The sequence below is a fragment of the Thermanaeromonas sp. genome (assembly GCF_021890735.1).
Lineage (GTDB): Bacteria > Bacillota > DSM-521 > Neomoorellales > Neomoorellaceae > Thermanaeromonas.
The window spans coordinates 1-10,705 of the sequence record NZ_JAKKUR010000057.1; the positions used below are offsets into that span (position 1 = coordinate 1).

Annotated in this window: 14 protein-coding genes and 1 riboswitch; of the genes, 1 reads left to right on the top strand and 13 read right to left on the bottom strand. The window is 52.5% G+C overall.

The window, feature by feature from the left end; all coding sequences use genetic code 11:
- Window positions 1–36: 36 nt before the first annotated feature.
- From pyrE to L5656_RS08550, 13 genes are all read right to left on the bottom strand, one after another.
- Window positions 37–621 (bottom strand): orotate phosphoribosyltransferase, encoded by a 585-nt coding sequence (gene pyrE, locus L5656_RS08490; RefSeq protein ID WP_297201780.1) that lies wholly within the window; start codon window positions 619–621, stop codon window positions 37–39.
- 92 nt (window positions 622–713) lie between these two features.
- Entirely contained in the window at window positions 714–1,667 is a 954-nt protein-coding gene (locus L5656_RS08495; RefSeq protein WP_297201815.1) for a dihydroorotate dehydrogenase, read from the bottom strand.
- A 9-nt stretch (window positions 1,668–1,676) separates the two neighbouring features.
- Window positions 1,677–2,468: a dihydroorotate dehydrogenase electron transfer subunit gene (locus tag L5656_RS08500; protein ID WP_297201782.1), complete on the bottom strand. Its 792-nt coding sequence runs from the start codon at window positions 2,466–2,468 to the stop codon at window positions 1,677–1,679.
- A 149-nt stretch (window positions 2,469–2,617) separates the two neighbouring features.
- Complete coding sequence (gene groES / locus L5656_RS08505; protein ID WP_297201784.1) at window positions 2,618–2,905, bottom strand: co-chaperone GroES; 288 nt, start codon at window positions 2,903–2,905, stop codon at window positions 2,618–2,620.
- A 134-nt stretch (window positions 2,906–3,039) separates the two neighbouring features.
- Window positions 3,040–3,534: a MogA/MoaB family molybdenum cofactor biosynthesis protein gene (locus L5656_RS08510; RefSeq protein WP_366018164.1), complete on the bottom strand. Its 495-nt coding sequence runs from the start codon at window positions 3,532–3,534 to the stop codon at window positions 3,040–3,042.
- 20 nt (window positions 3,535–3,554) lie between these two features.
- Window positions 3,555–4,004 (bottom strand): MOSC domain-containing protein, encoded by a 450-nt coding sequence (locus L5656_RS08515; RefSeq protein WP_297201788.1) that lies wholly within the window; start codon window positions 4,002–4,004, stop codon window positions 3,555–3,557.
- A 46-nt stretch (window positions 4,005–4,050) separates the two neighbouring features.
- Window positions 4,051–4,581 (bottom strand): cyclic pyranopterin monophosphate synthase MoaC, encoded by a 531-nt coding sequence (moaC, locus tag L5656_RS08520; RefSeq protein WP_297201791.1) that lies wholly within the window; start codon window positions 4,579–4,581, stop codon window positions 4,051–4,053.
- A gap of 4 nt (window positions 4,582–4,585) precedes the next feature.
- Entirely contained in the window at window positions 4,586–5,557 is a 972-nt protein-coding gene (moaA, locus tag L5656_RS08525; protein WP_297201794.1) for a GTP 3',8-cyclase MoaA, read from the bottom strand.
- A gap of 51 nt (window positions 5,558–5,608) precedes the next feature.
- Window positions 5,609–7,537 (bottom strand): molybdopterin biosynthesis protein, encoded by a 1,929-nt coding sequence (locus L5656_RS08530; protein ID WP_297201797.1) that lies wholly within the window; start codon window positions 7,535–7,537, stop codon window positions 5,609–5,611.
- A 48-nt stretch (window positions 7,538–7,585) separates the two neighbouring features.
- Window positions 7,586–8,821: a molybdopterin molybdotransferase MoeA gene (locus L5656_RS08535; protein WP_297201799.1), complete on the bottom strand. Its 1,236-nt coding sequence runs from the start codon at window positions 8,819–8,821 to the stop codon at window positions 7,586–7,588.
- A gap of 27 nt (window positions 8,822–8,848) precedes the next feature.
- A complete protein-coding gene (locus L5656_RS08540; protein ID WP_297201801.1) occupies window positions 8,849–9,034 on the bottom strand; it encodes a hypothetical protein in 186 nt (61 codons plus the stop codon).
- A gap of 80 nt (window positions 9,035–9,114) precedes the next feature.
- Window positions 9,115–9,259, bottom strand: a riboswitch (molybdenum cofactor riboswitch).
- Between the two features lie 73 nt (window positions 9,260–9,332).
- Window positions 9,333–9,578 carry a YkoF family thiamine/hydroxymethylpyrimidine-binding protein gene (locus tag L5656_RS08545; RefSeq protein ID WP_297201804.1) on the bottom strand — a complete coding sequence of 82 codons (246 nt, stop codon included), beginning with the start codon at window positions 9,576–9,578 and terminating at the stop codon, window positions 9,333–9,335.
- Between the two features lie 23 nt (window positions 9,579–9,601).
- The gene (locus L5656_RS08550) at window positions 9,602–10,297 is read right to left on the bottom strand and encodes a class I SAM-dependent methyltransferase (RefSeq protein WP_297201808.1); all 696 of its coding nucleotides are present in this window, start codon (window positions 10,295–10,297) and stop codon (window positions 9,602–9,604) included.
- A gap of 176 nt (window positions 10,298–10,473) precedes the next feature.
- Here L5656_RS08550 and L5656_RS08555 point away from each other — a divergent pair.
- The coding region (locus tag L5656_RS08555; protein ID WP_297201811.1) for a cysteine hydrolase family protein at window positions 10,474–10,705 on the top strand (232 nt) is incomplete at its 3' end.

The following is a 10,705-nucleotide window of genomic DNA, read 5'->3' on the forward strand; positions in this document are numbered from 1 at the left end:
ATCTGTTTGCTTTCTTGCTCAGGCTAGCCTGCCTTCTCAAGGGGAACTCCTGTCCCTACTTCCCGGTTTTATGGCAGGTAGACCCTGGCGGCATAGGGGGCATTCTTCCGGCCTGTAATTTTCAATTTCCATACTCAATAAAACCTTTAAGGGCAATCCCAGATCTACTTTTCCCCCGCTACGGTCTACAAAGGCCCCGACTCCTACGGGATCAGCTCCCCACTCTTTGACCACTTCTATTACTTCCCTGACCGAACCTCCGGTGGTAATCACATCCTCTACGACCAGGACTTTATCTTTAGGTTCAAGAAAGAACCCTCTCCGGAGGGTCATTTTCCCTCCTTCCCTTTCCGTAAAAAGGGCGCGGGCCCGTAAAATTCTGGCTACCTCGTAAGCAATAATGATGGCCCCAGTAGCAGGTCCTACCACCGCCGTAATCCCTTGTCCATTAAAATATTCGGCTAGCGCGGCACAGAGTTTCGAAGCCTCCTCCGGGTATTGTAAAACCCTTGCACACTGAAGGTACCGGCCGGCATGAAGCCCGGAACTTAAAATAAAATGTCCTTCCCAAAGTACGCCAGTGCGACTAAAAATGTCCATTATCTCTTCCGGTCCAAGCATATAAGTTTGATTTTACCCTCCTCTAAAAATTTATCCAAGGGATTAACATCCCTATCTTAAATTGGCCTAAAAAATTAGGTCTGGATAAAAGATTAAAGAGGAAAAGGTACCTCTAACCCGCCAATTATTTCGTTTATGTCGTCGATATTGTGTTCCCTCAAATACTCCTTTAAACCGTGGATTATCTCTAGCATAGACCGGGGGGATACCAGGTTGGCCGTCCCCACCGCCACGGCCCGGGCACCTACCAGAAGGAATTCCAGCGCATCCCTGGCACTCATTATGCCTCCCATGCCTATCACAGGCACTCTTACCGCTCTAGCTACCCTCCAAACAGCATAGAGAGCTACAGGCTTGATGGCAGGTCCGCTCAAGCCCCCCACTATGTTACCCAGAACCGGCCTCCTTTTCTCCCAGTCCACTGCCATACCGGTTAAGGTATTTATCAACGATACGGCATCGGCTCCCGCCTCCTCCACGGCCTGGGCCACAGCTACAATGTCCGTAACGTTAGGGGTGAGCTTGGCAATAACGGGAAGGGAGGTAGCCTGCCGGACCGCTTTTATTACCCGTGCGGCCTGCTGGGGGTCGCTTCCGAAGGCCATCCCTCCCTCCTTAACGTTAGGACAAGAAATATTTACTTCTAAAGCGGCTACTCCCGGAACCTTTTCTAAACGCCGGGCCAGTTCGGCATATTCTTCCACGGTGCTGCCAGCAATATTTACAATAACGGGCGGCTTAAAACGCCTTAAGAAGGGCATCTTCTCCCGGATAAAAACTTCTAAGCCCGGGTTTTGTAATCCTATGGAGTTAAGTAGCCCCGCAGGAGTCTCTACAACGCGCGGGGGAAGATTACCGAGCCTCGGCTCCAAGGTGATGCTTTTGGTAACCAGAGCGCCCAGGGCATTTAAATCCACATAACGGGAATATTCTTCGCCAAAGCCGAAAGTCCCTGAAGCGGGCATCACGGGGTTCTGCAATTTGAGCCCTGCCAACTCCACGGTGAGGTTAGGGTATGGATGGGCTTTATCTTCGCCTTTTTCCATCACAGCAGCTTACCTCCAAGAAGGCTTCCAGACCACGCGGTGGGCGGGAAACACAGGGCCTTCCGAACAAACGTTTTCATAAGTCACATTCCCGTCCTCCCTGTACACAGGTACGGCACATCCGCGGCAGGCACCCAATCCGCAAGCCATATGCTCTTCCAAGGAAACCTGGGCAGGTATGGAGTAGGTCGCGGCGAGCCCGGCTACCGCAGCCAGCATATTCTTCGGCCCGCAGGCAAAGATACCGTCAAACCGGAGGTTTCTCAGATGGGCTGCCAAAAGGTCTGTAACTAGCCCGGGAAAGCCCGCGCTACCGTCTTCGGTAGCTATTTCCAACTGTACACCGAACTCCGCCAAGTCCTTCTGTCTTAATAGGTGCTCACGGCTCCTTACACCCAGGTAAAAGATTACCCGGTTCCCCAAGGCTAAAGCCTTCCGGGCCAAAAAAAACAAAGGGGCAAAACCTATTCCTCCTGCCACTAAAGCCAATGTTTTACCTGAAGGCAGTATAAATCCCCGCCCTAAAGGACCTAGCCCGGAGACTTTATCCCCGGGTACCCTGGCAGCAAGCCACGCCGTGCCCTTGCCTACTACACGATAAAGAAGCTCTATTTCTCCCTTATCCATATCGAAATCGTGGATACTTAACGGGCGCCGTAAAAGAGGATCGTACCTTAAGCCGCACCGCAAGTGTACAAACTGTCCCGGCCCGGGTTCCTCTATATCAACCCTCAATCTCATACGATAGATGTCGGGAGCTACAAGAAAATTGGCCACCACTTCTCCTATCCATAACGACATCCTCTTCATCTCCGGCCTGAAATCAGCTTAAACTATCTTTCGACACTTTCCCTTTCCTTCCTGCTTACACTATCACAAAAAAGCCCCGCCTCTACCCGCGGGGCCCATTTTTATATATGTATCCAATTGGGCTAAGTTTTATCTCTTTTTTACTCGACCACCGCCAAAATGTCCCTCTCACTTATCAGGAGGTATTTTTCTTCTCCCTCTTTGACCTCTGTCCCGGCATATTTAGCGAAGATAACCTTATCTCCTTTTTTAACCTCCATGGGCAGGCGTTGCCCGTTCTCCAGAACCCTTCCCGGACCTACTGCTAAGACCTCTCCTTGCTGGGGCTTTTCTTTAGCCGTATCCGGTAAAACGATGCCTCCTTTGGTCTTTTCTTCCGCTTCTATAACTTTTACCAATACACGGTCACCCAGCGGCTTAAAGGCCATATCCCTTTACCTCCCTCTTTTATTTTAGCTTGCGGATTGCTAAGCCTTAGCACTCACTTTAAGCGAGTGCTAACACCCCAAGAAGTATCTTATTAGGTTTGGGGTTAAAATGCAAGTATTTGCTGTAGTTTTTCTCAATCGGGCCGCGCGCATTCATAAGCCTCTCCCTTTAAAACTGCTAGGCCATGGGGCAAGGCAGGTAGCACCGCCTCCAGGTTCTCCCTTACTGCCCGCGGGCTTCCGGGCAGGTTGATAATCAGGCTTTTTCCCCTTATTCCGGCCACACCGCGCGATAACATGGCTTGGGGAGTGGCCTTTAAACCGGCCAACCGCATGGCTTCCGGCAGCCCGGGCACCTCCCGCTCTATCACTTCTTTAGTAGCTTCCGGTGTAACATCCCGTGGACCGAAACCTGTTCCACCCGTGGTAAGAATTAAATCTGCTCCCACTTCATCGCAAAACTCCCGCAGTTTGGCCGCTATGGCCTCGCGTTCATCAGGCACCACGGCATATGCTACTACCTGGCCGCCTATTCTCTCTACAAGCTCCTTGATCACCTCAGCGCTCTTGTCCTCTCGCTCCCCCCGGGCACCTTTATCGCTGGCTGTTAGAATAGCTACCCGGATCACCTTCATCCCACCTCGTTGTTTTAACCCTCACCTTGTCTTTCAAGGACCTCAATGCTGTCTCCCACCTGGACCGGGCCACCCTTTAATACTCTGGCGAAGATCCCTTCCCTGGGCATTATACAATCCCCGGCCTGGTAATAGATGGCGCAGCGCTCATGGCATACTTTACCTATCTGGGTAACTTCCAATACTGCCTCGGGCCCGACCTTTAACTTAGTGCCCGGAGCAAGATGAACAAGGTCCAACCCTTCGGTGGTAAGATTTTCCGCAAAATCACCCGGCCCCACTTTAAATCCCTTGGCCTGCATCTTCTGTATACTTTCCAAGGCTAAGAGACTTACCTGGCGGTGCCAGGGACCGGCATGGGCATCCCCCTCGAGCCCGTGCTCAGGGATGAGCCTCCCCCTTTCTACGTTCTTTTTACGCTCCCCTTTACGCTGGCTTGTGCATACCGCTACTATGCGACCCATAGTTGTTCCCCCTAGAAGAAGTTTAAATTAAAAACCCTACGTACAACTACCTTGGCTCCCACCTCTCTTCACCTTCTCGCTGCCAAACCCCGCTTCGCCCCCCGCTTTTTTCTACTAAGCGGATGTCGGTTATGACCATTCCCCGGTCTACAGCTTTGCACATGTCGTAGATGGTCAGAGCCGCAACGCTTACCGCGGTCAGGGCTTCCATTTCCACCCCGGTTTGGCCCGACGTTTTAACCCTGGCCTCTATTTCTAAAATCCCCTCATCCGGGTGCGGACGAAAATCTATACCGGCATAAGTTAAATTCAAGGGATGGCATAAAGGAATAAGCTCACCGGTCCTTTTAGCAGCCATAATCCCCGCCACCCGGGCTACGGCCAGTACATCTCCTTTAGAGCTTCCACCTTCTAAGATAAGGTGCAAAGTAGAAGGGCTCATCACTACCCTGCCACGGGCTATAGCCTGGCGCTCGGTAACGGGCTTGCCTCCTACATCCACCATACGCGCCTGGCCGCGGGAATCTAGGTGAGTTAAAGCCTGGTCCACCTCCGAAGTGCCCTGCCTGCAGAGCATCCCATCAGCCTCCTATCTGGCACATAAGCCTTTCCTGGCTCCAACCTGCTTCTAAACGGTGCCCCCGGGGCTTTAACCGTATGGCTTGTCGAAAAAGTCCAGCCAGCTCCACTATAGAAGCCCCCGCCCTCAAGGGAGTTTTCACATCAACTTCCACCTGCCAGTAAAGGCAGGGGCGGAGTTTCCCGTCCGCCGTAAGCCTCAAGCGGTTGCACCGGTTGCAAAAGTGCTCGCTTATCGCTCCTATAAAACCTAAAGACCCCACGCCGCCGGCAACCCGAAAGCTCCTGGCCGGCCCATTTCCGGGTAAGTCCTGCACCCGTTCCAATTTAAACTTAGATGCCAGTCTTTCCCAGACCTCTTGCAGGGAAATATACCCAAAGTCGGCCCCGTCTGCCGCCCCGATGGGCATAAGCTCTATAAACCGCACATGTAAAGGCTCCCGCAAAGTCAAGGAGGCAAAGTCTAAAATTTCATCCTCGTTAAAGCCGCGCATTACCACCACATTCAATTTTACAGGAACCAAATCGGCCTCTAAGGCAGCTCGGATACCCCGCCAGACGGCCTCGATACTTCCACCCCGGGTAATAAAACTGTAGCGGTCAGGCTGCAAGGTATCTAGGCTTATGTTTACCCTTTTTAAACCCGCCTCCTTCAGGGGAAGGGCGAGGCGTTCCAAAAGCTGTCCATTGGTAGTTAAACAAATCTCTTCTACTCCCGGCAAGCTCGACAACTGTCGGACCAGGGAAACAAGGTTTTTCCTGATTAAAGGTTCGCCACCAGTGAGGCGGATCTTCTTAATCCCCACCTGGACGGCAGCCTGTACCAGCCTCACGATTTCCTCTAACCGTAAAATATCCTCATGGCTTTTAAGACGTACTCCTTCCTCCGGCATGCAATACCGGCACCTGAGGTTGCAGCGGTCTGTAACAGATATACGCAAGTAGGTTATGCGGCGGCCAAAAGCATCCTCCACCGCCCTTCCCCCCTTCTTGCTCTTGCCCCCGTCTCTTTATGGCTTTATAACTTAAAAGTTCTTCCATACTACCTGACCGCAATCTTTGAGGTCGTACCCCGGCAGGCGCCCGGCCGCCCTACGAAATTCTTCCGAAGCCATAACCTTAATCAAATCTTGAACTAAAAGGGTTTCCCATTGCTCGCGCAAAAAACAGAGATCGAGACGCTCTACTGCCACCGGTATAAACTCAAGCTGGTAGGCCTTCGCCGCAGCATAAATTCCCAAACCCACATCCGCCAGGCCGCGGGCCACCCTGTCCGCTACACCCAGGTGGGTAGTTTCTTCATGTTCATAACCCTGAATATCCTTTACATCTAGCTCCTGAAGTCTTAAATGATGTTCCAGGAGCACTCGGGTACCCGAGCCGGGCTGCCTGTTGATAAAGGTTATATCTTTCCTCCCCAGATCCTTTAAACTTTTAATACCCTTGGGATTGCCGGGGGCAACTATCAAGCCGTTCTGCCGGTAAGCTAGATTGACCAGCACCACCTGCTGGCCGCGCAGGTAATCCTCAACGTAGGGCACGTTATACGTACCGCTTGCAGGGTCCAACAAGTGTATACTGGCCCCGTGGACTTCACCGCGGCGTAAGGCGTTAAGCCCTATGAGACTTCCCACCGGAGATACGGCTAATCTCCGGGCGGGATAAGCCCTACGTAATACATCTCCTAGTACGAAAAGGAGGGGATCGTCACTACCGGCTATCACCAGGGTATTCCGGATTTCTTCTAACGCCTTAAGGAGAACCACCCTTACTTCGGCCCCAGCAGGATAGCCCTCAGAAAGCCGCGGGATACGCAGAATGCCATCCGCCCGGGCCAGGGAACTTATGTTCCCTGCCCCCCTTCCTAAAGGGGTGGCTACGAGCTTTTCTCCCATCTGGGCGAGGCGTACGCGGACAAATTCTTCCCGGCCCAAAGAGGAGGGCATCTTGCGGCCCAACACGGCCCGGACCTCAAGGGGCTCCGGGGGATTAAGGCCCTGCTTCATGTATACCAAAGGGCGCAAAAAAAGCTCGGCACAAATAGCCGCCGAAACGGGATACCCCGGAACACCCAGTACCGGCTTTCCTTCTACTAACCCCAGGATGACCGGCTTACCAGGTTTGGTCGCCACACCGTGGGTAAGGACACGGCCCAGTTCACCCACCAGGCTGGCCGTATAATCCTCCCTTCCCGCCGAAGAGCCTGCATTGATAACTACTATGTCCGATTGCGCAAGGGCCAGCTTAAGCTGGTCCTTAAGCAGGCCGTAATCATCCGGCGTTATGGGGAAGACCTGGGGATCGCCCCCCCACTGCCGGACTAAAGAAGCCAGCATAACACTATTCGTTTCCAGAATCTGACCCGGCTGCGGGGTAGATGTTACCGGAACGAGCTCGCTTCCGGTAGGCAAGATAGCCACTCTCGGTTTTTTACGTACTTTTACTTCTGCAACCCCTGCGCTCAAGAAAGCTGCCAAATCAAAGGCAGTTAAGGTGTGGTTGGCAGGTACTAACATTTCCCCGGCTAAAATATCTTCTCCCGGGAGCCGGACGTGCTGCCAGGGTACCGCCGGAGCATAAATTTCTACAGTGTTTTCATCTAGCAAAGTAATATTTTCCAGCATTATCACTGCATTGCAACCTTCAGGTAGCGGATCACCCGTATCGACTAACCAAGCTTCCCTCCCCAGCGCCAGCCTCTTAGGAGAGCCCTCAGAGGCACCCCAGGTAACCTCTGCCCGTACGGCTATACCATCCATGGCTGCACCTACATAATGGGGAGAGGAAAGGAGGGCATAAACGGCCTCTGCTGTAACCCGGCCCAGGGCTTCCTGCGTGGGTATTGTTTCTGCCGGTGTAGGTTGGAGAAACCCTGCCGTTCTTAAAGCTTCTATAAATTCCTCCCGGGCCTCCTGCCAAGGCCGGTTGTCCAAAAATACCTTGCGTTCTCCCACGCCTTTAGAACCTCCTGCCGTTAACTAACTGGGCTGATAAAGGCCTTTCTAGGTAAAAAGCTTTACCTTTACCCGGCTACCGGCTTCTAACCCCGCCTTTTCTAAAGGTATCCTTATAAAACCGTCAGCCTGTACCATGGTGGAAATAAGCCCAGACTTTCCGGGCAGCGGCACGGCCACTAACCCGCCATCCTCCCCTCGCTCTAAGCGTACCCGCACATAATCCTCCCGCCCGGCATCAGAGGATAAGCTCCGCACCAGGGTGGCCTCCACAGCAGGTTCCTCTTCAGGGTCCCGGTAGCATCCGTACTTTAAAAGAGGTCCCACAAAAAGTTCAAAGGAGATCATAGACGATACCGGATGGCCAGGAAGGCCGAAAACTATCTTGTCGTTTACGATAGCAGCGAGGGTAGGCTTGCCAGGCCGGATGGACACCCCGTGGAAGAGTACACCGTCTTGCGCCCAGTGATGTAAAAGGTCCAGGGTTAAATCGCGGGTTCCTACCGAACTTCCCCCAGAAAGGAGCACCACCTGGTTTTCCTCCAGGGCTTCCGATAACTTTTCCCGCAAACAGGCCAGGTCGTCGGGTACGATACCATATAGCTTGGGCTCAGCTCCGCAGGACCTTATTAGACCCCAGAGGGTGTAAGAGTTGATATCTCGGACCTGCCCCGGACCCGGCCGTGCGTCTACAGGCACTATCTCGTTACCGGTAGCCAAAATGCCTACCCTCCAGGGTTCCCATACCTTCACTTCCCGCTGGCCCAGGGCGGCCAGTACTCCCAAATCCTGAGGCCTTAAGCGGCGCCCTGCTTTAAGAACCGTCCTGCCCTTCCTGACGTCCTCACCTTCCGCCATCACGTTCTCTTTGGGGGCTACGGGTTTTAAGACATTGATCCACCCTCCGGGGAGGGTTTCCGTATGCTCCAGCATAACTACTGCGTCCGCACCCTGAGGTAACATGCCTCCTGTGCTAACCGCTGCGGCTTCTCCCGGGTTTAAAGCCAGTTCCGCCCGCGCGCCCATAGGCACCTCTCCGATCACACGCAGGAGGGCAGGTGCTCCCTCGCTGGCACCGAAGGTGTCACCGGAACGCACGGCAAAACCATCTACGGTAGAGCGGGTGAAACCGGGAACATTTTCCTGAGCCACAATATCCTCGACCAGTTCCCGCCCTAAAGCTTGCGTCAACTCACAAACTACGGTTTTACGCTTAAGCCGCGGCCAGTGGTTAGAAAGAATTTTACGTGCTTCGGCAACGGTAACCACCTGGAAAAATTCCATAAAGCATTCCCACCCGGAAATCGCTCCTTACTCGAAACAACCAAGCTGGCACTGGACTATCTTTATTTTTAGTTCGTTGGCTGCTTGTCCAATGGCCCGCATGGGAACATCCAGCTTTCTGGCCAGCTCCTGGGCCACCGCACATGGCAACCTTCCTCCCCGGGCTTCTGCTGCCTCCCGAACTGCTTTAAGGATTTCCTCTTTTTTCTCCATTGTTATTCTCCCCCTCGAGGTAGGATCTTTAAGATTTCAAAATAAAAACATCAAAGGGCACCCGGAATGGGTGCCCTATTATCCTTGACTTTAAGGCTCCTTTCCCAATCCGGGAGGCAGGCCCGTTTCCCGGCCTACCCCGTCACTGCCCGAAGGGCAGGAGGCCAGCAGCCATAGCTTAAAGTTTTAAGCCGTAGGCCCACTGGCTCGGAGGCCTATATTCACTTGGTTTTATTTTAGCACAAAAGGATAAATTAGATAAAGTATTTTCCCTAAAAAACGCTCTCCTTTTTTATCTTTATATTTTGCAACCACAACGATTAGAGAAGGTAGCTACTAAAACGACTTCTCCCCGGCAAGCCGCGGCTTTAAAAAGAGCTTTCACCGCCCGCCATACTTCTTCCTCTTCTCCCCGGAGGATAGTACTCATGGAATTAGTCTCCACCTCGAGTCCTTGAGTTGACCAGGAGGCTAAAACGTCTTTGATGATCTCGGGGTACTCTTTAACACCAAGAGGATAAAGAGCCACCTGGCAAGCCAGCACAGCTTTCACCCCCGAAAAATCGATCACTCGGCCTTATAAGACACAGCACAGAGGAACCCCCCGTCTGTCCTCCCTTGCTGCCTAGCCCTTTCTTCCAAGTCCAGGGCCTCTTCTACCTGGGTAAAGTCAAAGTCCGGTGGAACAAAGAGTACTGCCCGGCCCTGTACTCCTTCTCCGGGCATGGCCGCCAAAAGCTCTTCTAAAGTGGGAAAGTGTGCGTGGCGGAAGAGGCTTTCCGGGTCCCGTACCGCTTTTTCTTTATAATACCTGCTCCATGCGCTGTTTCCACCTATAACCCCCACTACCAGCCGGCCCCCGGGCTTGAGCACCCGGTAAGCCTCCTCCAGTGCCTCCCTTAGATCCGGTACAAACTCTAAAGCTGTCACCGATACTACTGCATCAAAGGTTTCATCACCGAAGGGAAGCTTCCGCGCATCGGCTAGGACAAATTTTACGGTAAGACCTTCCCTTTCTGCTTTAAACCGTGCTTTATCTAGCATCGGTTGTGAAATATCGATACCTGTAACTCGTACCCCCATGCGGGCCAGTTCTAAAGAAAGATTTCCCGTCCCGCATCCCACATCTAAAATCTCCAGCCCCGGTTCAGGCTGAAGATACTGGTATATAGCTTCCTTTTCGATTTTATCCACCAGCTTACCCTTAGGCGTCTGATACCAATCATCATAGTCTTGAGCTTTCTTATCGAAAAGTTCAGCCATAGGACAACCCTCCCGCTCCTCTCTCTTTCTTCAGGTTTTCACCTTTTAATCCTCACTTTTTTCTTCTTATTTATCCTTATATTACCATAGGTTATTGCTTACCAACCACCCGTTCGGTAAAATAAAGTCAACAAGCCAACAAAATAAAATGAGAAAGGTACGGGAAGGTGACAGGTATGCGCAAAGTATTATTTGTAATCGATATGCAAAATGACTTTGTAGCCGAAGGGGGGGCTTTAAGTTTCCCGGAGGCACGCCAAATCGTACCCTTCGTGGTCAGCAAAGTGAGGGAAGCTCTCGCCCAAGGACAGGAAGTCCTTTTTACATTAGATACCCATACGCCTGAAGATAAAGAATTTCAAAAGTTCCCGCCGCACTGCCTAGAGGGAACACCCGGACATGACCTCA

What these genes read in the sequence shown, in the direction of transcription:
- pyrE (WP_297201780.1), bottom strand. Translation starts at nt 621, where the DNA reads ATGCTTGGACCGGAAGAGATAATGGACATTTTTAGTCGCACTGGCGTA.
- L5656_RS08495 (WP_297201815.1), bottom strand. Translation starts at nt 1,667, where the DNA reads ATGGAAAAAGGCGAAGATAAAGCCCATCCATACCCTAACCTCACCGTG.
- L5656_RS08500 (WP_297201782.1), bottom strand. Translation starts at nt 2,468, where the DNA reads ATGTCGTTATGGATAGGAGAAGTGGTGGCCAATTTTCTTGTAGCTCCC.
- groES (WP_297201784.1), bottom strand. Translation starts at nt 2,905, where the DNA reads ATGGCCTTTAAGCCGCTGGGTGACCGTGTATTGGTAAAAGTTATAGAA.
- L5656_RS08515 (WP_297201788.1), bottom strand. Translation starts at nt 4,004, where the DNA reads ATGGGTCGCATAGTAGCGGTATGCACAAGCCAGCGTAAAGGGGAGCGT.
- moaC (WP_297201791.1), bottom strand. Translation starts at nt 4,581, where the DNA reads ATGCTCTGCAGGCAGGGCACTTCGGAGGTGGACCAGGCTTTAACTCAC.
- L5656_RS08535 (WP_297201799.1), bottom strand. Translation starts at nt 8,821, where the DNA reads ATGGAATTTTTCCAGGTGGTTACCGTTGCCGAAGCACGTAAAATTCTT.
- L5656_RS08540 (WP_297201801.1), bottom strand. Translation starts at nt 9,034, where the DNA reads ATGGAGAAAAAAGAGGAAATCCTTAAAGCAGTTCGGGAGGCAGCAGAA.
- L5656_RS08550 (WP_297201808.1), bottom strand. Translation starts at nt 10,297, where the DNA reads ATGGCTGAACTTTTCGATAAGAAAGCTCAAGACTATGATGATTGGTAT.